Source organism: Luteibacter sp. (assembly GCF_036500425.1).
GTDB lineage: Bacteria > Pseudomonadota > Gammaproteobacteria > Xanthomonadales > Rhodanobacteraceae > Luteibacter.
This window is the reverse complement of record NZ_DASYCB010000001.1, coordinates 85,711-107,779: the sequence shown is the minus strand read 5'-3', so window position 1 is coordinate 107,779 and position 22,069 is coordinate 85,711. Positions and strand designations below refer to the sequence as shown.

The window sequence follows — 22,069 nt, the reverse complement described above, 5'->3', positions numbered from 1 at the left end:
GCATCCCAAGAGCTAGCGCCGTATGGCGCAAAAAAGTCCGCCGAAGCACACATCACCTCCACTCAGCACTTGTAGGAGCGCGCTTGCGCGCGATCCACCACCGCATCAACCATTAAACCTCAACGCCGCTCACTCAACGAATAGCGAAACACCCCGCCATGCTTCTTCAGCATGTAAGCAAACCCCGCAAGGTGTTTAATCGTCAGCTTCGAAAACTTACGCGTACGCCGCTTGTAGTCATGAACGATGGATATGCGCCGCGAGTAATAGTTGCGGAGCCCCATTTTCAGGGTACGTACGCAGAACTCCGCATCCTCCGGACCGAAGAAGATCCGGTCGTCATAGCCCATGAGCAGCGCCGCGGTCTTCTTGGTGAAGGTCTGGTTCGCGCCCAGTACGTAGTCGACTTCCATCGGGTCGGCTTCGTTCTCGAAGACCGTGTCGGTCATCAGGTGGCGATCCAGCTCCCGTTGCACGAAGCCCAGCTTGCGCGTAGCCGAGACGCGCGCGGCGATCGGCTGGTAGAAGCGTGGGAATCGGCGGGTGGAGTCTTGCCGGCTTCGATCCACGTTAAGCAGCTCGAAACCCACCACACCTGCCTCCGGGTGCGCGGCAAAAAAGCCCTCGACGATGCTGCCTGGGTCGCTGGTCAGGAAGATCGTGTCATTGTCCAGGGTCATGCAGTACCTGCCGCGGGCCAGGAACAGGCCGCGGTTACGTGCCGGGCCGACGCCCAGGTTGCTCTCGAGGGGGAAATAGCGCACCTGCGGCAGCGTGGCCACGAACTCGGCGCTGCCATCCTTTGAACCGTTGTCCACGACGATCACTTCATCCTGGCTGAAGTCGATCTTGTCCACGAGCGACAGCAGGCAGCGCTCCAGGTTGGCCAGCTCATTCCACGTGATGATGATGATTGATAAACGCTTCTCGGCCTCGCTCATGACGATGCTCCTAAGGGGTCGTGGTTTTTGAGGGAAGAAGCGGTAGCGCTATCGCGCAAGGATGCCGGGGTGATGACCGCATTGGCCTTCACCACGTAGTTATCCGGGATGACCACAGGGCCAAAAATGCAGGCGCCGGTGCCGATGGTGACGTTGTCGCCGATGGTCGGCGTGCCGTCGCCCGGGAAGCGGTTACCGATGCATACACGCGCATACAGCGTGCAGTTGCGGCCGATCGTGGTCTTGCCATTGATGATCACGCCAAAGGCATGGAAGATCACCAGGCCGGGCCCGATCATGGCGGTGGTCGGCAGGTAGCTCTTGAAGACGAACTCCGCCATCTTCTCGAACACACGCAGTGGCGTGTGAAAGATCGTGCCGCGGGTGCTGGCGATCATCCGGTAGGTGAGGATCACCCAGAAGGACTGGTCGAGCATCCACCAGGGCATGCCGCGCCAGCCAGGCAGCGACTTCAGGCGGCGCGCATCGGCACGGAAGTCACTAAGCATGGGCGGTCTCCGGTCCGGATAAGGGGGCTTTGCCGCGTAGCCAGGCCCTGCGGGTCTTTTCATGCTCTCGCGCCTCGGCGGCGAGCCGCTTGTGGCGCACCTGTTGCCGCGCGTAAAACATGCCGACGAAAAACCAGAAGTAGGCCTCGTAACCGCTGAACTCGATCACGGCCAGCATGAGGTAGAGGAGCAGGAACGCCTTGACGTTAGTGTTCTGGCCTTCGGTCTTCGAGAACAGGATGTGCGCGCACATCACGATGAACAGCAGCGCGGACTGCAGGCCGCCTTCGAGAAGGAATTGTAGGTAGATGTTATGGACGTTGTTCTCGACGAACTTCAGCCCTGAGATCTGCTCCATGATCGGCACCCCATTGCCCACGCCATAGCCCAGCAGGTTCTGTTTCAGAGCGATGCCGGCATTGCTCCACAAGGCGAGACGCCCGACGTTCTTGTGCTCCAGCTGGGTTTCAGCCTGCAGGTTGAAGCGATCCAGCACCGGTACGTCGATCACCTGCGAAAGGATCAGGCCGACGACGAGCACGACCATGGCCACGCAGAAGAACGTGTAGAAGTAGTAATGCCGCGTCTTCCGCATGCGCCAGGCGGCGATGAAGATGGAGACGGCGGCGCCGATCAACCCCGCGCGGGAAAGCATGGTGGCGCTGGTGAGGAAGGCGATGCCGGCGGCGATCGGATAGGCCCGGGTGCCGATCAGCAGGATGGAGAGCAACGCCAGCAGGCTGGCCTCGATGTTGCGGCCGCCGGTGGACATATACAGGACGCTTGAGGCGGTTTCGCTGCGTGTGTAGATCGAGCCGAGCGCGTTGGCGTAGGCGATATCGCGCAGGATCAGGAAGGTCAGGCAGCAGCCCAGCATCCAGATGAAGATCCGCCGAAGCTCTATCTCGGCCAGCTTGTGTCCGAAGACCATGCCCAGGAAGTACGAGCTCGCAACGAATACGATCAGCGTGGAACGCAGGCCGCCGCCGTAAGTCGCCGCGGCGGCCAGCGAGGTCGCCGTGAGCACGGCGATGAACGCGGTCGCAGGGTTGAGCTTGAGGTAACGCGCGGCGGGCAGGTAGAGCACCGGCATCATCAGGAGCAGCAGGTGGTACACGTTCACGTGCGTTTTGCTGGCCGAACTGTGCCCAAGCGGGATCTGGACGAAAATCATCGCCATCAAGGTGATCGCCATCGCCCGGGTCCGGTTGATCACCATCAGCCGAGGGCCACGCCGAAGAACTTGTGGATGAGTACCTTCAGGGTCGATTTGTAGCCGCCTAGCGAGAGATTGCGGGCGATATCGCCTAGCGGCGGCCGTTCGCGGTTCATCACGTACTGGATGTTTCGGTGATTGCGTTGCTGGTCCGCGCTCATCAGGCCGGCGTGCTTGGCGATGAAGCGCTGGCTGCCCTCGGCGCGCTTGTTGGAGTTGCGGATGCGGGCGCGGCTGCGGTCGTCGTCCACAAAGGAGAGAAAGTGGCGCGAACGCACCGCGGGGCCATAGCGTTCGGCCAGGCGAATCCACATGTCGTAATCCTGCCAGCTCGGCATGGCCTCATCGAAACCACCCAGCGCGCGCATGCGCGAAAGCTCGGTCAGCACCTGGTTACCGGCGTGATTGGCATAAAGCAGGCCGGGCAAGGTCAGGGCATCGGCCTTGCCCAGTTCGACAGATGAGTACACGCGATCGCGCAGCATGGACACCTGTTGCAGGTCCTGGAAGTAGCGGAACCGTGTGCAGGCGAACGAGGGCGAATGGGTCACATACAGGTCGACCAGGCACGCGACACGTTGCGGGTGAAAAAAGTCGTCATCGTCCAGGCCAGTGACGTAGGTGCCCGTGGCGTTCTCGATGCAGCGATTGCGTGCGCGGCAGGCACCCTGTGGCGTGTCGTTGCGCAGGTAGGTGAACTTGCCCGGGAAGCGGGCGATGTAGTCGGCCATCACCTCCGGCGTATCGTCGTCAGAGGCCTCATCACAGACCAGGATCTCGATACGCGGATAGCTCTGGGTTAACACGGAATCGATCGCCCGGCGTAGCAGCGCCGAACGGTTACGTGTGGGGATGTAGACACTCACGAGTGACATGGCGTGTTCGCTCCTCATCTCAGGCTCCCACTGGCGCCACATGGCGCGAGAGCAACACGGCACGGCTGCGCCAGGCCAGCCAGACGAGCGGCGGCATGGCAAAGGCGAAGCGGATGGCGCAGGCTTTCCAATCGTCGAACGGATCAATCGCGACGGCGAGCATCAGCATGGCGTAGGGTACGAAGCTCTCCAGCGTCCATGCGCTGAAGAAGTCGCGCGGGGTGATCGCAATGATCTTCGACGAAAAGAAGTAGTAGGAGAGTACCGTGGAAAGCACCTGGCTGAAGGCCAGCGCCACCGCCATGATCTCAAGCGAGCGAGACATGGCGCCGGCGATGCTCACCGCCAGGGTGATCCCGCAGATCTTCAGGTTCCAGGCGAACTCGATGTCCGATCGGCCCAGGCTCTGGCTCAGCGCGCCGATCAGCGAGCCGAGCGGACGCAGCATGCCGAACAGCAGCATCAGCGGTATGAGCGCGGCGACACCATCGTAACGGTGACCATAGAGGATCGTGACCGCCAGGGGCGCGGCCACGCCGAGCATGATGAACACCGTGGCGCTGAACAGCGCAACGCCGCGCAACCCGACGAGATAGATACGGCGGAGCGCGGCCGGGTCGCCCTGTAGCGTGGCAAGGCGTGGCAGTGCAAGGCGCTGTGCCACCGGCATGATCAGCTTGGTCGGCTGCAAGACCAGCTCCTTCGCCAGCGAGTACACGCCGAGCGAAGCCAGGCCAAGGAACTTGCCCAGTACGATCTGATCGGCCTGGCTGCGTAGCTGGTTGATCACCTGCGAGCCGAGCTGGAACGCGCCATAGCGCAAGGCTTCGCCGATGATCGGCCGGTCGAACGCGCGTCCTGGATGCCAGTCGCGATCGGCAGCCATGACGAACAAGGCCAGGCGTACGAAGCTGTTGACGACCATGGCGTACACGGCGGCTTCGATCGAGGCCTGGAAGCCCAGCACCATCACCACCAGCGTCGCCAGACCCGAAAGGCGGCCGATCACCTCGATACGCGCCAGGCGCGGGATCTGGAAGGCCTTGATCATGCTGGCCTGGTACTGGGCCGCCATGCCAAGCATCAGGAAGTTCAGGGTCGACAGGCGCAGCAGGTAGCCCAGGACATCGGAGTGGTAGAAGTCCGCCACGGCGTACGAGGAAGCGAACAAGACGAATGCCGAAACCACGCCGAGACCTACGCTGATAAAGAACAGCGAGGTGCGCTCGGGCTTACTGATGTCCTGGCGATGAATCAGGTAGCTCGACAAGCCCATGTCCTGCAGCAGCGTGGCGATCGCGTTAACGACATTGACGATCGCCAGTGCGCCGAGCAGGTGCGCATCCACGTGATGCGCGAGCAGCGCGATCTGCAGCAGCTGGCTCAGGGCGCTGACGACGGTTGAGCCTGCGGTCCAGAGTGCGTCGCGGCGTACGGAAGCCATCATTCGCCTCCGTCAGGCAAGCTGCGCCGCCAGCTGGTCGTACAGCCGGTGCTGGTTGAAACGGGCTTCGATCGTGTCACGGGCGCTGCGGGCCACGTGGGCCAGGTCGTAATCGCCGCGCTGAATGGCGCCGAGCTTTTCGGCCAGCGCGTCGGCGTCGCGTTCGGGCACCAACCAGCCGGTGCGACCGTCATCGATGAGCTCAGGGATGCCGCTGTGCAGGGTCGACAGGCATGGCACGCCGGCGGCCATCGCCTCCATCAGCGAGACGGGGATACCTTCCTGGTCGCCGTCGGCGGCCGTGACACTGGGCAGGGCAAAGACATCGGCGGACCGCAGGGCGGCCTGGACGAACGGCTTGTCACGGCGGCCACGCAGGTGGATATGCGCGGACATCCCGCGCTGGTCGACGAAGGCCGCGAGGTCACCCTGCAGGGGGCCATCGCCAATGATCTCCAGATCGATGGGAACCCCGCGTTCCGTGGCGTGTGCCACGGCCTCGCACAGATAGCGCACGCCTTTCTTTTCGACCAGCCGTGCTACGCAAAGCACGCGCAGGGTCCGTTCGGGCGATAACGTGTCCTGGGTGCGTTGCCTGAAAGGGAAGCTATCCAGGTCGACACCCATGCGGTGAACCTGGATCTTCTCCGGCGCGCAGCCCATGGCTTCCAGCTTGTGTTGCCAGCGCGTGCTGATCGGTAACATGCGCTCGCCCGCCGCAAACAGTTTGGGGTAATCCGTTGCGTGGCGAGTCAGCACGCTGTACTGGGACAGGTCGTAACCATGGAAAATCGTATAGAGCGGACCTTCGATCAAACCTAGCGCCCGCAGATGGACCGCGAGCACGCCAGTGGGCCCGAAATGGGCGATGATCGCGCCGGCCTTGACGGGCTGGGTGAGTTTGCGTGCCGCGCCAGCCAGGGTAAGGCTGCGCGCCACATGGCCGTAGCGGCGTATGGAAAGCGCGCGACGGACATGCGCCTGGCCCAGGGCGGGTGCCACCTGCTTCACCCGGTCGAGCAGGCGCTGCCAGCCCGGCACGGTGGCGGCGGAGTGGTTGAAGATAAAGGTCGCCCGTTCCATCAGCCCGCGCCGCTCCACGATATCGCCAGGCGATGGCGTACCGCCCCGGCTGACCGCGAGGATGCGCACATCGAAGCCTCGATCGAGCAGGCCGACAATCTGGTCGATCACGAAGGTTTCCGAATACTTCGGAAATTCGGGGAGGACGAATAGCACCTGCATGGTCAGGCCCCAACGCCTAGCGTGGCGAGGACGGACTCGCGCGCGAAGGCCTTCTCGCGCGCCACGGCAGCGGCAACGCGCGACCGTAACGACTCATCCTGGAGCAGCCCCAGCACCTTGCTCTTCAGGGTGCCATCCAGCAGTGACTTGACCGGCATGGACAGCTCGGAGGTACCGAGGCGCTGCATGACGCCTTCGCTCTTGTGTTCGTAGGCAAGCGCCACCGCGGGGGTGCCGAAATTCATCGACATGATGGCGCTATGCAGGCGCGTGCCAATGGTCAGCACGCACTGCGCGAACCGGTGGCCGAGTTCGACATCGTTAAGCTCGTCCATCTCCACCGCCATCGCATCGGCCCGGCGCATGCGGTTGCGCACGCGCAGCGCGATCATCCGGTCATCCTTCGGGTAGCCATCGATCGCGGTGCAGGTCGACAGCGCCTGGACCTGGTAGCCTGCATCCGCCACCGCATCAAGCAACTCGGCGAAGGCCGTCTCATAGGTGTCCTGGCTGATCCCCAGGCGTTTGTCGAACGGGGCCAGTTCGCGGAATGTCACCGCGACGGTCGGACGTGAGGCGGTGTAGGCGGGATCGCCACTGGAAACGAGCCACGCGGTATCCGCCGCGGCGCGCACCCGGGTCTGCGGGATCTGGCCATCGGCCATGTGCTTCAGGCTTACCTCTTCCCGCAAGGCCAGCGCATCCACGCGTGCCATGACATCCTGGGAAATCTTGCGGAACAGGGGGTGTTCGAACGGACCCACGCTGTGGCCGATGAAGAAGATCGGGCGCCTGGCCAGCAGCGCGCACTGGGCGTGGTCGTACTGGGTTGGGCCGTACAGGTCGACGAAGAACGAGCCGCCGACCTGGATCACGAGGTCGTAAGCCCCGAGGGCGACGATATAGTCCTTGTGCCGCTGGGGCAGGCTGATCAGGCGCGACCACCAGGTGCCGGTCACATGGCCATGCAACAACCACGGGATGAAACGGCGCAACACCTTCGCCCGGATCGAGCCGAGGTGCTGCTTGCTCGCTTCGTTGTAGTACGCGTTGAGCGTATCCCGCTCGAGACGACGCCCCAGCAACCACGCGGAGCTGGTTGGGAAGCGGCTGAGGATGTCGATCTTGCAACCCGGGATTGCATCTTCCAGGCACTCGAGCAAGCCGCGCAGGATCGCGCCGTCGCCGCGGTTGCCGCAGGTGTGGTTTCCGACGATAAGAATGCGCGTCATGGTTACGTCGGCTCGGTCTGGTACTTGTAATAGGCGTAAGCGGAATACCCGGCGGTACGCCGTTCTACCGCGTTGAAGATGGCACCCTTGAGTTCCACACCGTTCTGCTCAAAGCGTTGCTGGGCCAGGGCCAGCTCGCGAGCCTTGTTCAGGCCGAAACGCGCCACGAGCAGGCTCGTACCGGCGTGGTGGCCGATCACGGCGGCGTCGGTCACCGCGAGGATCGGCGGTGTATCGACGATGATCAGGTCGTAGTTCGGCACGACGCTGTTAATGAACTGGGTGAAATGCTCATGCATCAGCAGTTCGGAGGGATTTGGCGGGACACGGCCACGGGTGATGAAATCCACGTTAGGCACGATGTTCTTCAGCATCACCGCGTCGACCGCGTGCGTACCGACAAGTACATCGGAAAGACCTTCGCCCGCACGAATGCCCAGGTGCTGGTGCAGCGTGCCACGGCGCATGTCGCCATCGATCAGCAGCACGCGCTGGCCCGCCTGGGCGATGACCGCGGCCAGGTTCGCGGAAACGAAGGTCTTGCCCGCGAATGGGCTTGCGCCCGAGATCATCAGGATGTTGTTCTTGGCCTCGAGCCGTGCGAAATGCAAGCTGGTACGCAGGCTGCGGAACGCTTCGACGGCGAGGTCCGCGGGATCGGCGATGGCGAGTAGCGTTCTCTTCTTGCCCCGCGTGGTCGCGGTCTGCCCGCGGCTCAGGGGAACGGACGCGTACACCGGCAAGCCAAGGTCCTCGATGACCGTAGGGTCTTCGACACCACGGTTGAGGATCTGTTTCAGGAAGACGAAGGCGAGGGCGAGGAAGCCGCCGAGGAACGTGGCGATGACGACGACCAGCGCCTTGCGCGGCTGCACCGGCTGGTTCACATCGACCAGCGAGCTATCGACGATACGCACATTGCCGACGGTACCCGCACGGGCGATATCGAGCTGTTGGGCCTGGTTGAGCAGGCTGGTGTAGGTGTTTGAGCTGACCTGTACATCGCGGCTGAGCTTCAACAGCTCCTGCTGGGTATCCGGCAGGTCGCCGACCTGCTTTTCCATGGCCGCCTTCTGCGCCTGCAGCGTACCCATCTGCTGCTCCAGCGCCTGGTAGGCAGGGTGATCGTGGGTGAAGCGCCGATCGATGTCCGCCTGCTGCATGTGCAACTGCTGGATACTGTTCTCGACCCCCACGATCTGATCGAGAAGACCCTTGGTCTGCATGCTGATATCCACCGCATGCGACTTGGTCTGGAACGCGTTCATGGCGGACTGGGCGCGATCGAGCTCATTGCGCACCTTCGGCAGCTGGTCTTTCACGAACTGCAGCTGGCTCGCCGCTTCCGCCGAATTACGTTCGACATTCTGCCGCACATAAGCCTTGGTGATGTGCTCCATGAGTTGCTGCGCGAGCACCGGATCGGCGTTGTTGTAGGTGAGATCGATGATGCCCGAATCAGCACCTTGCTCCAGTGCGACGATGTCGGTCTGCAGCTTGTTGATGGTCGTGAGCGCTGGCTGTTCTACCAGGTCAAAGCGCGTGCCTGGGTTCGCCAGCAGCTGGCGAATCTGTATGGTCACGTCGCCGGCCTTGACCCGTTGCCCCACCGTGCCCTGGGCAATCGTCTTGCCGTTATCGTCGAGCAGGGTGAACTGGTGGTTTTCACCCGCACGCAGTTCCAGCTTGTGGTTCAGCAGGGTATCGGGAAGGTCGAGCTTATAGATATCGACGATCTCGCCACCCCAGCCGTAACGACTGAGGCCAAAGCGCACCGGCCCCAGGTTGCCGGGCTTTCGCCCGCGCGATAAGTAGTCGCCGAAGAGGGGCATGCGCTGCGCATCCACCTGTACATTCAGGTGAAGCTCGTCAACGGCTTGCCCGATGACGAGGCGCGAGGTGATCAGCGCAATCTCGGTGGTCGCCTGCGATGCGGTGGTGCCCAGTGATTGCGTGAGATCGCTCAAGCCGGGCAGGGAAGGCGTCTTTTGCTCCACCTGGACCACCGATGTGGCCTGGTAGATCGGTGTGGCGAACACCGTATAGAGCACGCCGATGAGAAGGAATGCGCTGGTGACGGATGCTATCACCCACTTATGGTCTAAAAGCGTGCCGAACAGCGCGTTTAGGTCCAGGGTATCGTCGTCACGCGCCTGATCTGTTGAATTCATCATGCGTGGGCAGGTGGTCCCAAAGTGAAATGGCCGTCCGAACGGTTATAACGAGGCTTTGATGAATGACTCACTAAGCGGACGAATCTCACGTGTGAGTTCGACACAAAATCGCAATAACAAGCGTGCAATGCATCGAATGCACCGCAATGGGGAAATCAAAAACGCGAACACCTGGGGACAAGGTGCCGATGTTGTCGGACAAATACCGTCGCGATCCATCGACACGCGGCGTTTCGCCTTCGGAGCTTAGACGCGTGACGCGCGCGACCGAAAGTCATGTAGATGTGTTCTGCGACACGCATCAATAAAATACATATCCGTTGTCGGATATAAGGGTATTTCGTGATGATTCAGTGAGTGTGCATGTTGGTATCAACGACACTCACCTAACGAACGATGCGTCGGGGCGTTCGAATCGTTGCAGTGCACATCGGCGTATGGCCTCTCCGCGCGCGACAACGCGTTCATCTGTGTCGCAATGCGATATGAGACCCGCAGCTCCTTGTAGGAGCGCGCTTGCGCGCGATCAAAGTGTGCGCAAGTACTCATCGCGCGCAAGCGCGCTCCTACAGGGCGCGATGTCACGTATGGGGTCAAACAGAGCTAACGCCAGCCTAGTGCGGGTGCAACCTGCTTCAGGATTGACTCGAGCAGATGCACGTTGTACTCGACGCCAAGCTGGTTGGGCACGGCGAGCAGCAACGTATCGGCCTCGGCGATGGCCTGGTCGCTGGCCAGCTCGGAAACGAGGACCTCAGGTTCTGCGGCGTAGGTCCTCCCGAATACCGCCTCCATCTTGTCAATGAAACCGATCTGGTCGCTGCTCTTGCTGCGCCCGAAGTAAGCGCGGTCGGTGTCGTTCATCAGTGGGAAGATGGAGCGCAACACGGAGACACGAGGCTCGCGCGCATGGCCAAATTCGGCCCATGCCTCTCGATACGCGCGCATTTGCTTCGCTTGCTGGATATGTAGCGGCTCGTTGGTTTCGTTGGCCTTGAGTGTCGAGCTTTGCAGGTTCATGCCCATCTTCGCCGCCCACACCGCGGTGGCATTGGATGCCGAACCCCACAAGATGCGCTCACGCAGGCCCGGGGCATGCGGCTCCAGCCGGAGCAGGCCTGGTGGGTTGGGGAACATCGGATTCGGATTTGGCTGGGCGAAACCTTTACCGCCGAGCAGTTGGAGGAAAGTCTCCGCGTGCCGGCGGCCCATGTCGGCATCCGTTTCACCGTCCGCGGGGGCATAACCGAAATGCCGCCAGCCATCGATCACCTGCTCGGGCGAACCACGGCTGATACCGAGCTGAAGACGGCCGCCACTGATCAGGTCGGCGGCACCGGCGGTCTCCAGCATGTAGTACGGGTTCTCATAGCGCATATCGATCACGCCCGTCCCGATTTCAATACGTCGGGTTTTCGCGCCGATCGCAGATAACAACGAAAACGGCGATGCCAGCTGGTTGGCGAAGTGGTGAACGCGAAAGTACGCGCCGTCCGCACCCACTTCCTCTGCCGCCACAGCCAGGTCGATCGACTGCAGGAGCACGTCCTGAGCCGAGCGCGTCGCCGAGTGCGGCGAGTCTGTCCAGTGTCCGAATGAGAGAAATCCTATGCGTTTCATGCGTGGGTTCCTGGGATGGCGCGAACGGCGTCGGGTCGCGAAGCACAAATAGTACATACAGTCCGCACGCTGCGGATTGCGCGAACCAACGCTCTTGCCCTTGCATGTCCTCACTGGTCCAATCCGGCCTTCACAGAGGGACGATCGTGACGAGATGTTATGGACCTGCGTGGCGCGCACACGCGATGGATGGAACGACCTACGGCATCGATCATCTTGACCCCTTCGAATTCAGGGTCGACGTATCTCACGTTGACGGGAAGCCTGGTCGACCTGGCCGGTCAGCATTCTCGATCGCGATGCCCGTGCACTTCTCGCATCACTGCTTCACCACGGCGTATGAGAACGGTGAGTTCATCGATGCGCGATCGGCATACACGGATACGCGCCGTGGCGAGACGCGAAAATTCTGTCCGGCTCGCTGGGCTTTGTCCAAAGAGTTGGCAGGCGTCATTCGCGGACTTCAGGCGCGCCGTTGCTATCTCACCGGCCGCGACAACTTCTTCACCGTCAATGCCGGCCACCAGCCGGGCGACTACATTGTCTACTTCAACATCCGAATGCTTGGTGCGGGTAAGGCGCTATTCTTCGTGGAGAGCGCTTATGTGCGATTCGATGCGCCGCAAAGGCAGCGCGGTGTGCAGAAGATCAGCCTCAGCGCCATCCTTCGCAACGTGCGTCTGGGCTGCCGACCGCGCCGATCGTCGTGAAAAAAAGGGCCCCAATGGGGCCCTTCTTGCGCCGGAAGCTCTTGGACATCCCACTCTGGGTGAGGACCTTCAACGAAGGCGGCAGGGCCTCTTATCACCGGCTCGAGGTACCTGTAGGAGGGTCCCGAGGGCGCCTCCGAGGTAGATGCTAGTCAATGTCACGTATCGTGACAAGTTGTCACGATACGTGACATTGCCCCCTATCCGACGTCGTCGTAACGGAAGGGGTGCCGATGACGGGCGAAAATCTCATAACGCCTTGATTGGCAGGTGAAACGGAGGCTACGTCCGAGTTTCAAACACGGTTTGGTCGAGCAGTACTCCAGGAGAACTAGACGCGGTGCCAGGCCTCGGTTTCCGTATCGACAGGGGCCATGCATTCAAGGCGTAGCTCCTGGGGCCCGGGCGCGCGTGGCGTGCCGACGGTGGTCACCAGTGAAAAGTAGCTGAGCCGATGCGTGGCATCGGCGAGGGTCAGGGGAATGACGGGGAGATCCGCGGACTTGTCGTCAGTGGCGAGGTCACGCACGTCGCCCACGGCATGCAGCGACGCCAGCAACGCGTGCATCGGGTCGTCGATCGTGCCGCCCACGGCCTCGCGACGCACGCGCTGGAGCAGGGAGGCGGAGGATCGCTCCCAGTCCACGACGAACGGACGCAGGCCTTGCGGATCGAACACCATCTGCAGGATGTTTCGTGGCTTGGGATAGCGCTCGAGATCGATGAACGAGCCGAGCATGGCGCGAAATGCGTCGTTGGCCATGACGACGTTCCAGTACCGATCCATGACCACGGCGGGGTACGGTTCGTGCTGCAGCAGCATGCGCTCCAGGGCATGCCGGACGATGGCAAACGAAGCCGCATCCCAAGGCTCTTCCATGTACTGGGGCGCGTAGCCCGCGGCGAGCAGAAGCTGGTTGCGTTCACGGAACGGCATGTCCAGGCCCTCGGCCACCAGCATTAGCGTTTGCCGGCTGGGTGAACTCCGCCCGCTCTCGATAAAGCTGAGATGACGCTGCGAGACCCCCGTTTCCAGGGATAGCTCGATCTGGCTCATGCCACGAGTGCCGCGCCATGCCTTCAAGAGCCGGCCGAGTTCGCTGGTGGTGCCGCCCGTGTGGGTTGTCATGGATAAAGCGTAAGTGGATCCCGGTGGCCCCGCAATGACGTGTGAGGTAATAGCCGGGGGATAACCGCTTCAGTCAGGCGAACACGACCCGGAAATCGGGATTTTCCCGATACGGCCATGCGCGTGCGCTCGCGATATTGCCTTCCAAGGGACGCGCCGCGTACCCGCATCGGGAGAGACATGCATGACGACCAAGATCGATCGACTCATTATTTTCGGCGATAGCCTTTCGGATATCGGTGTGAAGCGGAAAACGTGGACGGGCGCCTTCGCCGCGATGTTCCACCTGATGCGGACCAACCAGGTCAACCGCTACAGCGATAACCGCAACTGGACCGACTTCATCTGGGAGTGGGCGGGTGGCCAGCCGCTGATCGTCACCAACAAGGCGACCTCTGAAGCCGCAGCCAACCCGCACCTTACCTGGAGCGCGAACAGCAAGAACGGTTCGCCGACCGGTGGCCCGCTGTATTACGTGAACTACGCGGAGGGCGGCGCGATGGGTGGTTCCGACCGCCCCAGTACGGGCCTGGGTACATTCAGGGAGCAGTTCGAGCGTTACAAGAACGACCTGAAGACATACGGTGCGGCACCAGGCAATAGCCTCTACCTGATCTGGTTCGGCCTGAACGACCTGGTGACGAACGAGCGTGAATCCTCAGACATGAAGAAAGTGGCTGACCAGATGGTCGATATCTGCCATGAGATCATCCGGCTGGACTCTCACGCCAACTTCCTGTTCGGGAACCTGCCGGACCCCCAGGATGCCGTGCGTTTCATGGGTAAAGAGGAGACTGCCAAGATCATCGACTTCTCCACCGGCTCTTTCGAGTTTGGCCATGAGCTGGCCAACAAGATCAAGGAACTGCCGAAGATCAACGAAACCGCCATCGTCGACCTGTTCACGCCGATGTACCACGTGTGCAAGAACCTGTCGTCGTACGGGTTCACCAAGGGCGCGCAACCGAGCGGCATCGAAGTGCGTTATGGCGCGCCGCCGAAGAACCAGGCGGCTGCCTTCCTCACTACCACCAGCGATGAAGCCCATCCAACCGAAGAGGTCTACAAGGTGATCGCGCAGATCTGGGCCACCGAGATCCGCAAGCGTTTCGATTGGGGCACGCTCAGCCAGAAGGCCGATGCGGCATTTACGGTAAAGGGCAACAAGTAATTGCGATAACCGCCGGATCAGCCGGCGGCCTGCGACGTAGCGGGCCGCCGGCTGCGTGGTAGCCTAAGCAGCTACCGCCGCAAGAGCCACCATGACGCTCCATTTTTCCTGCACGATGTGTGGCCGTTGCTGCCACGGCCTTCGCCTCCCACTTAGCATGGCTGAGGCACAGGCCTGGCTCGAGAATGGCGGTGACGTCGAAGTCTTCTGCGAGGCCATTCCCTGGCCTGAAGAACCGCCGGCGGATAACGGCCCTGCATGGCATAAACGCAAGCGCTCATTCCTCGCACGCAGCGGACATTTGCCGGTGCGGGTGATCGTGACCCTGGTCGCGAGCTTCGCCGGTGCGTGCCCGAACCTGCGCGCGGACATGGGCTGTGGCATTTACGAACGCAGGCCGACAGCGTGCCGCGTGTACCCCGCCGAGGTGAATCCGTTTATCTCGGTCGACCCGGCCATGAAGCTCTGTCCGCCGGAGGCCTGGCACGCCCCCGAGGTGCTCCAGGATGACGAAGGACGTTGGGCTGATCCTGTGGTCGCCGGCGCGGTGATCAAGCGTCGCGAGGATGATTACGCCGAAGCCGAAGCCAGGGCACGCTTGTGCGCCTTGCTAGGCATGCACGAAGCCGGCCTGTCCAACGAGGGCGTGCTCGTCTATGCGCCGGCCCGAGCCCACCTGCAGCAAGTTCTCCAAGCCGTGGCAGAAACATCCAACTCGCCGGGTGAGGAGCACGACTGGGTGCTGGTGTCGCATCGCCTGCGGACCATGTGGTTGCTGGAATCCGCGGGTGCCCGTGCGATGCAGGCGGTCGACATCGCCGGTGCCGAACACCGTTTCGTGAGCTTCGTCGGCGACGAATAGCCGCAGAGCACTTGCCACGCACCGGGGCCGTGACGGATCCTCCTTCCTGGCGAGATGAAGGAGCAAGATCGTGGTGAATGTTGTCCCGCAGCCAGTGGTCGCCACGCTATCGCGCTCGGCCATGTTCCTGGTGCTGACGGTGAATCCCGGGACGGCCCCGGCCGATGCCGTGCGCCGCCTGTGCGGTGACCTGGCAGGGCTGTTGCGCGCTGTCGGTTTCCGCGACCTGGATGGCCAACTGTCCTGCGTCATGGGTTTTGGCTCGACCGTGTGGGATCGCCTCTTCGCTGGCCCACGCCCGGCCGAACTGCATCCGTTCAAGGAGATCAACGGTGTGCACCGTGCACCCTCGACGCCAGGCGACGTGCTGCTGCATATCCGCGCGAAGCGCATGGATCTCTGCTTCGAGTTCGCGACCCAGGTCCTGGCAAGGCTGGACGGCGCGGTCGAGGTGGTTGACGAGGTGCACGGCTTCAAGTACTTCGACGACCGCGACCTGATCGGCTTCGTCGACGGCACCGAAAACCCCACCGGCTTCGAAGCGATCGAAGCGGCGGTCATCGCTGATGAGGATCCTGACTTCACCGGTGGCAGTTATGTCATCGTGCAGAAGTACCTGCATGACCTGAAGCGCTGGAACCAGGTTCCGGTCGAGGCGCAGGAGAAAATCATTGGCCGGCACAAGCTCTCCGACATCGAGCTCGAGGATTCGGAAAAGCCCTCGTATGCGCACAACGTGCTGACCAGCATCGAGGAGGATGGACAGGAGCTGGATATCGTCCGCGATAACATGCCCTTTGGCGACGTGGGCAAGGGCGAATTTGGTACTTACTTCATCGGCTACGCGCGTTCGCCGGCTCGCACGGAGCGCATGTTGAATAACATGTTCGTCGGCCTGCCGCCTGGCAACTACGATCGCCTGCTCGATTTCAGCGTGGCCACGACCGGTGGTCTGTTCTTCGTACCGGCGGCCAGTTTTCTCGGCGCCATTCCCGATGCGCCCGGTGCCACCGGCGCAAGGCCTGTTTCTGAATCCGATGACGGTGCGCCTTCGAGTGACGGCTCACTGGGTATCGGCTCGATCAAGATGGAGAACACCCATGGGTAACCTGTTTCGTGAACTGGCCCCCGTCAGCGGCGGCGCATGGAAGCAGATTGAGGAAGAGGCGACGCGCACGCTGAAGGAACACATGGCGGCGCGGCGCCTTGTCGATGTGGTCGGGCCCCGGGGCTACGATGTCGGCGGTGTGGCCACCGGCCATGTCCGCGAGATCAAGGCACCGGAACCGGGTATCCGTGCTTTACAGCGCCAGATGGCGCCCCTCGTCGAACTGCGTGTGCCCTTCGTGCTTTCGCGCGATGAGATCGATGGCGTGGCGCGCGGTTCGAACGATCCGGACCTGCAGCCATTGAAGGACGCAGCGCGCACGCTGGCGTTTGCCGAGGACCGTGCCGTGTTCGATGGTTACGACGCCGCGGGTATCACCGGTATCCGCCAGGTCACCAACAACAAAAAGGTCGCGTTACCTGCCGATATCGCCGCCTATCCGCGCGCGGTGGCAAAGGCCTTGAGCGAACTGCGTCTTTCCGGCGTGAACGGACCCTACCGTCTCGCGCTGGGTGCCAAGGCGTATGCGGCGATGAACGGCGCCACGGATGAAGGCTACCCGGTCTATCGCGAGCTGCACGGCATGCTCAACGGCGCGATCGTCTGGGCGCCGGCCATCGAGGGTGGCTTGCTCCTGACCGGCCGTGGTGGTGATTACGAGCTGCACCTCGGCCAGGATGTATCCATCGGCTACGACTCGCACGATGCGAAAACCGTGACCTTGTACCTGCAGGAGACCTTCACCTTCCTCGCACTCACCAGCGAAGCATCCGTCGACCTGCTCGCGGGCTGATTGCTTTCACGCCCGCCGTATCCCCGGCTTACCACTACCACGCACGCTATCCCCGGCTGTTTGTAGGAGCGCGCTTGCGCGCGATGGGTGCTCGGGGCAAGCCCCATCGCACGCAAGCACGCCCCTACAACGGCTTGATCCGGTACCAGATGGCGTACAACGCCGGCAGGAACAGCAGCGTAAGCACCGTGCCGCCGATCGTGCCGCCGATCAGTGTGAAGGCCAGCGAGCCCCAGAACACCGAGAACGTCAGTGGGATGAAGGCCAGTACGGCCGCGAGTGCCGTGAGGATGACCGGCCGTGAGCGCTGGACGGTAGCCTCGACCACCGCGTGGTAAGTATCCAGTCCTTGCTCCTGATTGGTGCGGATCTGGCCGATGAGGATCAACGTGTTGCGCATGATGATCCCTGCCAGGCCGATCAGGCCCAGGATGGCGTTGAAGCCGAACGGCTGGTGGAAGAGAAGCAGGGTGGGCACCACGCCAACGAGCGCGAGCGGCGCGGTGGCCAGGATCATCAACATCCCCGAGATCGAGCGTACCTCGAAGACGATCACGATCATCATCAACAGGATCATCAGCGGGAAGACCGCGGCGAGTGCCTTGTTAGCCTTGCCGGCCTCTTCGAGTGCACCCGCGGTGTCGATCGCATAGCCGGGCGGTAGTGCATCTATCACCGGCTTCAGCTGACCGATAAGTTGCGTCGATACGTCAGGCGGCTGGACCTTCTCATCGATGTCGCCGCGCACGGTGATCGTCGTCACGCGGTCACGCCGACGCAGGATCGGATCTTCCATGCGGGTTTCTTCGTGGCCCAGCTGGGCGAGCGACACGCGCTGGCCCGCGCTGCCGACCAGGCTGAAGGCACCCAGTTGCGCGGGGTCGAGTCGGGTCGGCCCCGCGCTACGTGCCACCACATCTACCGAACGGATATCCTCGCGCACGCTGGTCACCGGAATACCAGTGAGGAGGAACTGCATCTGCTGCGCGGCATCGTGCGTGCTCAGGCCAATCGCCTGCAGGCGATCCTGGTCCAGCACGAAATGCACCGTTGGCACGCGCTCGTCCCAGTCGGTATTGACCGTGCGCATCGACGGGTTCTTCTGCATGACATCGCGCACCTGCGCGGCGATGGCGCGCACCTTGCCCTCGTCCGGGCCGGAGACGCGGAAGGCGACCGGGAACGGCGACGGCGGCCCGAACACGATCTGCGTGGCACGCACGCGCGCTTCTGGTGCGAGACCTTGCTGTACGGCATCACGCACGCGCAGCTTCAGCGCTTCACGAGCTTTTTCATCCGGGGTAAGCACGACGATCTTCGCAAACGAAGGATCCGGGAGTTCCGGCGACATGCCAAGGAAGAAGCGCGGCGCGCCCTGGCCGATATAGCTGGTGACGATCTTCGCTTCGGGCTGCTTACGCAGCCAGTCCTCGACCTGGGTGGTTGCACGGGTGGTGGCGTCAATGCTGCTGCCTTCCGGCATCTGGACCTCTACCAGGACCTCGGGGCGATCCGAGATCGGGAAGAACTGCTGGCGTACGAAGCCCATGCCGAAGACGGCGACGACGAACAGGCCGACCACGCCCAGCGCCACGATCACCTTGCGGCGCACGACAAAGGCGATAAGCCGGCGGAAAGCTCGATAGCGCGGTGTGCCGTAAATGGCTGCATGCCCACCCGGTACCGGCGCGATGTTCGGCAGCATTTTCACGCCAAGGTACGGCGTGAAGACCACGGCCACGAGCCACGATGTCAGCAGTGAGAACATCACCACCCAGAAAATATTGCCGGCGTACTCGCCCGCGGTGGATTGGGCAAAGCCGACCGGCATAAGGCCGATCGCGGTCACCAGGGTGCCGGCCAGCATGGGCGCCGCCGTATGGCCCCAGGAATAAGTGGCTGCAGCGACGCGATCCTTGCCTTCTTCCATCTTCACCACGATGGTTTCGATCACGATGATCGCGTCATCGACGAGCAGACCCAGTGAGAGGATCAGGGCGCCGAGAGTGATGCGGTCGAAGTCACGGCCGGTCACCAGCATGATGATGAAGACACCGGCGAGCGTGAGCGGCACGGCGGCCGCGACCACCAGGCCGACGCGGAAGCCGAGGCTGATCAAGCTCACGGCGATCACCACGGCCAGGGCCACGAAGAACTTCAGCATGAACTCGTCGTAGGCCTCGGCGATGTTCACCGCCTGGTCGGTGACCTTGCTGAAGGAAAGGCCTAGCGGCAGGTTCTGCGAGATTGTGGCAGCTTCCTTCTCCAACGCCTTACCCAACGCGAGGCCGTTATAACGCTCGCGCATCACGACGCCGAGGATGAGTGACGGCTCGCCATCGTTGCGGACAAGGAAACTGGCGGGGTCTTCGTAGCCGCGGCGTACGGTGGCGATGTCGGCGAGCCGCAACGTCTTGCCGTTCGCGACCACGGGGGTCTGCTCAATCGCCTTCAGGTCATCGAACGCGCCATCGAGACGGATCATCACCTGCGGTCCGGCGGTATCGATCGATCCGGCAGCGGTAAGCACGTTCTGCTTGTTCAACGCATCGAAGATCGCGGTGGGCGCGATGCCCAGCGTGGCGAGGCGCTCGTGCGAGAATTCGACGAAGACCTTCTCCGGGCGCTCGCCGATGATGTTCACTTTCTTCACCCCAGGCACGTGCAGCAACTGCTGGCGGAGTGTTTCCGCCTCGCGAACGAGCAGCCGTTGCGGCTCGCCACGGGCCTTCAGCGCGTACAGGGCGAACGTAACGTCGGCATATTCATCGTTGATCAACGGGCCGATCACCCCCGGCGGGAGCTTCGCCGTTTCGTCGCCGAGTTTCTTGCGTGCCTGGTAAAACTCATCGGGTACGTCAGCGGGCGGCGTGTCGTCGCGCAGCGTCAGCGTGGTCCAGGCCACGCCGGGTCGGGTAAACGTCTCGCTACGGTCGTACCATTTCAGTTCCTGCAGCCGCTTCTCCAGTGGCTCGGCGACCTGGTCCTGCATTTCCTGTGCGGTGGCGCCTGGCCATACACTGACGATGGTCATCACCTTGACGGTGAACGCGGGATCTTCGGCCCGGCCCAGGTGGACAAAGGCAAACAGACCCGCGACCGAGACGGCGATGATCAGGAACAGGGTCACCGCACGTTCGCGTACGGCGAGCGCCGAAAGGTTGAAACCACTCATGGCTGCGTACCCGCGCTGAGGTTCGTGCGCACTTGCTCACCGTCGTGCAGCTGGTGTGCGCCTAGCGCGATAAACCGCTCGCCCGGCTGGAGGCCGGCCGTCACGGCAACCGTCTCGTCACCGACAGCCCCGAGCGTCACTGCGCGCCATGCCACGGTGGACGTCTTCTCCTGTAGCACCCACACACCTGGGCCGTTGCCACGATCGAAGACCGCCGCGAGGGGAATGGCCGAGGACGCGGCGCCTGGCGTAGAAAGGTGGATCACGATGGTGGCGCCGAGCGGCGCATCGGCGGCGGTGCCGTCTAGCACGTAGCGCGCTTCGAAGGTACGCGTGAGCGGATCAGCCGCATCGGACAGCAGGCGGAGGTGAGCGCCGACACTTGCACCCTCGCCGCCGTAGAGCGTGCCGCGTGCCGGCGACCCGATCGCAGGGCGCATCGTCTCTGGGAGCGAAACCAGCGCCTCGCGTGGGCCCGCGTGGGCGAGGCGCACCACGACCTGGCCTGCGGTGACGACCTGGCCGGGTTCCGCCAGGGTTTCGACCACGGTGCCATCGGCGTCTGCGAGCAGTACCGAATAACCGGCTTCGTTTGCCGTGACCGCGGCCTGTGCTTGCGCCGCCCGCAACCGTGCCGCCGCAGCATCGGCGGCGGCCTTGGCCTGGTCATACGAGGATGCGGATACCGCGCCACGACCGACCAGGCCGCGGAAGCGCTTTTCATCCGCGGCGGTCTGGATCGCTTGTGCGCGGGCGGCCTCGAGCTGGCTGGTCGACGCGGTGTCGGCCAGTGCGAGGTCAGTGCGATCGATCCGCATGAGCGGCTGGCCCTTCGTAACGCTTTGCCCTGCATCGACCAGCCGCTCGATGATCTTGCCCGGAACGCGGAAGCCCAGGTTGCTCTGGACGCGGGCCGAGACTACGCCGGAGAAGGCTGCCTCGTTCGCACGAGTCGCTTCCAGGGTGGCGGTGCGGACCAGAGGCGCGGCCAGGCGGGGATCCGCTTCGGTGCGGGAGCAGGCACTGAGAGCGAGGGCGAGTGCCGTGCTGCCCAGGAAGGTAAGGCTGAGGTTGAGGTAGCGGGCGTGCATGGTGGCTTTCCGGGACGGGGAAAACCACTTCTTGGTGTCGAGTGACCAAAATGGCAAGTGGTCACCAAGAATTATTTTTCGACCTGTAGGAGCGCGCGTGCGCGCGATGGGTCTTGCCGCGAGCACGCATCGCGCGCAAGCGCGCTCCTACAGGGGGTTTACGGGGCGAGGCTGCGCAGGATCAGGCCGGTAATGGCCGGCAAGCCTTCCTCGACCTGATCGAGGTTGTGTTGCAGGAGCAGGGGATCGGCGAGCGGCAGCGCGGCCAGCATGATGCCCCGGCAGACTTCATCGAGGGGCGTCTTCCGTTCAAAGGCGCCGATCGCGCGGCCTTCCTGGACAATATTTGCAAGAAGATCATTTATTTGCGCAACATGCGTCTCGGAACTTGCCCAACCTTCGGCGCGCGAATGTGCGGCGATATCGTAGAGCTTCCGGTCGTTGAAGAACTGCGTCAGGCATTGCTCCACGGCCGTGCGGAGCAGCGCACGGACCTTCTCGTGAGGGCCCGACGCCGCCGCCACCGCCGCGCTGATCGCAGCGAACTGGATAGCCAGGGTTTTACTGCAAATAGCTTCGCCAATCGCTTGTTTTGAATCGAAAAACTTGTAGATATACGCTTTGGAGAAGCCGATCGCGCCCGCCAGGTCGGCCATCGTCGTCTTGGCATAACCGTAGCGGCTGAAATGGGCATCGGCCGCATCGATAATCTGGTCGCGAATGCCTGGCGACGGTGTATCGGGAACTGGAGCGTAATTCATCTCCCACCTATAC

General features: G+C 62.6%; 18 protein-coding genes. 5 read left to right on the top strand and 13 right to left on the bottom strand.

All coding sequences use genetic code 11. The annotated features are described in order from the left end of the window. Positions 1 to 119: 119 nt before the first annotated feature. The 9 genes from VGN46_RS00500 to VGN46_RS00460 all read right to left on the bottom strand — a co-directional run bounded on the left by VGN46_RS00500 (position 120) and on the right by VGN46_RS00460 (position 11,256). A complete protein-coding gene (locus VGN46_RS00500; protein WP_331639481.1) occupies positions 120 to 941 on the bottom strand; it encodes a glycosyltransferase family 2 protein in 822 nt (273 codons plus the stop codon). Further along, positions 938 to 1,450: a DapH/DapD/GlmU-related protein gene (locus tag VGN46_RS00495; protein ID WP_331639479.1), complete on the bottom strand. Its 513-nt coding sequence runs from the start codon at positions 1,448 to 1,450 to the stop codon at positions 938 to 940. The genes VGN46_RS00500 and VGN46_RS00495 overlap by 4 nt, the downstream gene beginning before the upstream one ends. Then, positions 1,443 to 2,645, bottom strand: coding sequence for an O-antigen ligase family protein (locus VGN46_RS00490; protein WP_331639477.1), 1,203 nt, complete (start codon positions 2,643 to 2,645; stop codon positions 1,443 to 1,445). The genes VGN46_RS00495 and VGN46_RS00490 overlap by 8 nt, the downstream gene beginning before the upstream one ends. A gap of 23 nt (positions 2,646 to 2,668) precedes the next feature. Continuing rightward, positions 2,669 to 3,541, bottom strand: coding sequence for a glycosyltransferase family 2 protein (locus VGN46_RS00485; RefSeq protein ID WP_331639475.1), 873 nt, complete (start codon positions 3,539 to 3,541; stop codon positions 2,669 to 2,671). Between the two features lie 19 nt (positions 3,542 to 3,560). Beyond that, a complete protein-coding gene (locus VGN46_RS00480; protein WP_331639473.1) occupies positions 3,561 to 4,985 on the bottom strand; it encodes an MOP flippase family protein in 1,425 nt (474 codons plus the stop codon). Positions 4,986 to 4,997: 12 nt separating this feature from the next. Next, the gene (locus VGN46_RS00475; protein ID WP_331639471.1) at positions 4,998 to 6,230 is read right to left on the bottom strand and encodes a glycosyltransferase; all 1,233 of its coding nucleotides are present in this window, start codon (positions 6,228 to 6,230) and stop codon (positions 4,998 to 5,000) included. A gap of 2 nt (positions 6,231 to 6,232) precedes the next feature. Beyond that, on the bottom strand, positions 6,233 to 7,462 hold the full coding sequence (gene wcaK, locus VGN46_RS00470) for a colanic acid biosynthesis pyruvyl transferase WcaK (protein ID WP_331639469.1): 1,230 nt from the start codon (positions 7,460 to 7,462) through the stop codon (positions 6,233 to 6,235). 2 nt (positions 7,463 to 7,464) lie between these two features. Then, complete coding sequence (locus tag VGN46_RS00465; protein WP_331639467.1) at positions 7,465 to 9,636, bottom strand: polysaccharide biosynthesis tyrosine autokinase; 2,172 nt, start codon at positions 9,634 to 9,636, stop codon at positions 7,465 to 7,467. Between the two features lie 603 nt (positions 9,637 to 10,239). Next, positions 10,240 to 11,256 carry an LLM class flavin-dependent oxidoreductase gene (locus VGN46_RS00460; protein WP_331639465.1) on the bottom strand — a complete coding sequence of 339 codons (1,017 nt, stop codon included), beginning with the start codon at positions 11,254 to 11,256 and terminating at the stop codon, positions 10,240 to 10,242. A 185-nt stretch (positions 11,257 to 11,441) separates the two neighbouring features. On the opposite strand from VGN46_RS00460, the gene VGN46_RS00455 reads away from it, so the two are divergent. Beyond that, positions 11,442 to 11,966: a hypothetical protein gene (locus VGN46_RS00455; RefSeq protein WP_331639463.1), complete on the top strand. Its 525-nt coding sequence runs from the start codon at positions 11,442 to 11,444 to the stop codon at positions 11,964 to 11,966. A gap of 331 nt (positions 11,967 to 12,297) precedes the next feature. On the opposite strand, the gene VGN46_RS00450 is transcribed toward VGN46_RS00455, so the two are convergent. Further along, positions 12,298 to 13,095 carry a helix-turn-helix transcriptional regulator gene (locus VGN46_RS00450; protein ID WP_331639461.1) on the bottom strand — a complete coding sequence of 266 codons (798 nt, stop codon included), beginning with the start codon at positions 13,093 to 13,095 and terminating at the stop codon, positions 12,298 to 12,300. 184 nt (positions 13,096 to 13,279) lie between these two features. On the opposite strand from VGN46_RS00450, the gene VGN46_RS00445 reads away from it, so the two are divergent. From VGN46_RS00445 to VGN46_RS00430, 4 genes are all read left to right on the top strand, one after another. Next, positions 13,280 to 14,266, top strand: a complete 987-nt coding sequence (locus VGN46_RS00445) for an SGNH/GDSL hydrolase family protein (RefSeq protein ID WP_331639459.1) — start codon at positions 13,280 to 13,282, stop codon at positions 14,264 to 14,266. Positions 14,267 to 14,357: 91 nt separating this feature from the next. Further along, the gene (locus VGN46_RS00440; RefSeq protein ID WP_331639457.1) at positions 14,358 to 15,128 is read left to right on the top strand and encodes a YkgJ family cysteine cluster protein; all 771 of its coding nucleotides are present in this window, start codon (positions 14,358 to 14,360) and stop codon (positions 15,126 to 15,128) included. A gap of 70 nt (positions 15,129 to 15,198) precedes the next feature. Continuing rightward, entirely contained in the window at positions 15,199 to 16,236 is a 1,038-nt protein-coding gene (locus VGN46_RS00435) for a Dyp-type peroxidase (protein ID WP_331639455.1), read from the top strand. Continuing rightward, positions 16,229 to 17,029, top strand: coding sequence for a family 1 encapsulin nanocompartment shell protein (locus tag VGN46_RS00430; protein WP_331639453.1), 801 nt, complete (start codon positions 16,229 to 16,231; stop codon positions 17,027 to 17,029). The genes VGN46_RS00435 and VGN46_RS00430 overlap by 8 nt, the downstream gene beginning before the upstream one ends. Before the next feature lie 124 nt (positions 17,030 to 17,153). On the opposite strand, the gene VGN46_RS00425 is transcribed toward VGN46_RS00430, so the two are convergent. From VGN46_RS00425 to VGN46_RS00415, 3 genes are all read right to left on the bottom strand, one after another. Beyond that, positions 17,154 to 20,204, bottom strand: coding sequence for an efflux RND transporter permease subunit (locus tag VGN46_RS00425; RefSeq protein WP_331639451.1), 3,051 nt, complete (start codon positions 20,202 to 20,204; stop codon positions 17,154 to 17,156). Further along, entirely contained in the window at positions 20,201 to 21,295 is a 1,095-nt protein-coding gene (locus VGN46_RS00420) for an efflux RND transporter periplasmic adaptor subunit (RefSeq protein WP_331639449.1), read from the bottom strand. The genes VGN46_RS00425 and VGN46_RS00420 overlap by 4 nt, the downstream gene beginning before the upstream one ends. A 158-nt stretch (positions 21,296 to 21,453) precedes the next feature. Beyond that, on the bottom strand, positions 21,454 to 22,056 hold the full coding sequence (locus VGN46_RS00415; protein ID WP_331639447.1) for a TetR/AcrR family transcriptional regulator: 603 nt from the start codon (positions 22,054 to 22,056) through the stop codon (positions 21,454 to 21,456). Positions 22,057 to 22,069 lie beyond the last annotated feature (13 nt).

What these genes read in the sequence shown, in the direction of transcription:
- VGN46_RS00415 (WP_331639447.1), bottom strand. Translation starts at nt 22,056, where the DNA reads ATGAATTACGCTCCAGTTCCCGATACACCGTCGCCAGGCATTCGCGAC.
- VGN46_RS00475 (WP_331639471.1), bottom strand. Translation starts at nt 6,230, where the DNA reads ATGCAGGTGCTATTCGTCCTCCCCGAATTTCCGAAGTATTCGGAAACC.
- VGN46_RS00490 (WP_331639477.1), bottom strand. Translation starts at nt 2,645, where the DNA reads ATGGCGATCACCTTGATGGCGATGATTTTCGTCCAGATCCCGCTTGGG.
- VGN46_RS00430 (WP_331639453.1), top strand. Translation starts at nt 16,229, where the DNA reads ATGGGTAACCTGTTTCGTGAACTGGCCCCCGTCAGCGGCGGCGCATGG.
- VGN46_RS00425 (WP_331639451.1), bottom strand. Translation starts at nt 20,204, where the DNA reads ATGAGTGGTTTCAACCTTTCGGCGCTCGCCGTACGCGAACGTGCGGTG.
- VGN46_RS00465 (WP_331639467.1), bottom strand. Translation starts at nt 9,636, where the DNA reads ATGATGAATTCAACAGATCAGGCGCGTGACGACGATACCCTGGACCTA.
- VGN46_RS00445 (WP_331639459.1), top strand. Translation starts at nt 13,280, where the DNA reads ATGACGACCAAGATCGATCGACTCATTATTTTCGGCGATAGCCTTTCG.
- wcaK (WP_331639469.1), bottom strand. Translation starts at nt 7,462, where the DNA reads ATGACGCGCATTCTTATCGTCGGAAACCACACCTGCGGCAACCGCGGC.
- VGN46_RS00420 (WP_331639449.1), bottom strand. Translation starts at nt 21,295, where the DNA reads ATGCACGCCCGCTACCTCAACCTCAGCCTTACCTTCCTGGGCAGCACG.
- VGN46_RS00455 (WP_331639463.1), top strand. Translation starts at nt 11,442, where the DNA reads ATGGATGGAACGACCTACGGCATCGATCATCTTGACCCCTTCGAATTC.
- VGN46_RS00495 (WP_331639479.1), bottom strand. Translation starts at nt 1,450, where the DNA reads ATGCTTAGTGACTTCCGTGCCGATGCGCGCCGCCTGAAGTCGCTGCCT.
- VGN46_RS00460 (WP_331639465.1), bottom strand. Translation starts at nt 11,256, where the DNA reads ATGAAACGCATAGGATTTCTCTCATTCGGACACTGGACAGACTCGCCG.
- VGN46_RS00485 (WP_331639475.1), bottom strand. Translation starts at nt 3,541, where the DNA reads ATGTCACTCGTGAGTGTCTACATCCCCACACGTAACCGTTCGGCGCTG.
- VGN46_RS00450 (WP_331639461.1), bottom strand. Translation starts at nt 13,095, where the DNA reads ATGACAACCCACACGGGCGGCACCACCAGCGAACTCGGCCGGCTCTTG.
- VGN46_RS00500 (WP_331639481.1), bottom strand. Translation starts at nt 941, where the DNA reads ATGAGCGAGGCCGAGAAGCGTTTATCAATCATCATCATCACGTGGAAT.
- VGN46_RS00480 (WP_331639473.1), bottom strand. Translation starts at nt 4,985, where the DNA reads ATGGCTTCCGTACGCCGCGACGCACTCTGGACCGCAGGCTCAACCGTC.
- VGN46_RS00440 (WP_331639457.1), top strand. Translation starts at nt 14,358, where the DNA reads ATGACGCTCCATTTTTCCTGCACGATGTGTGGCCGTTGCTGCCACGGC.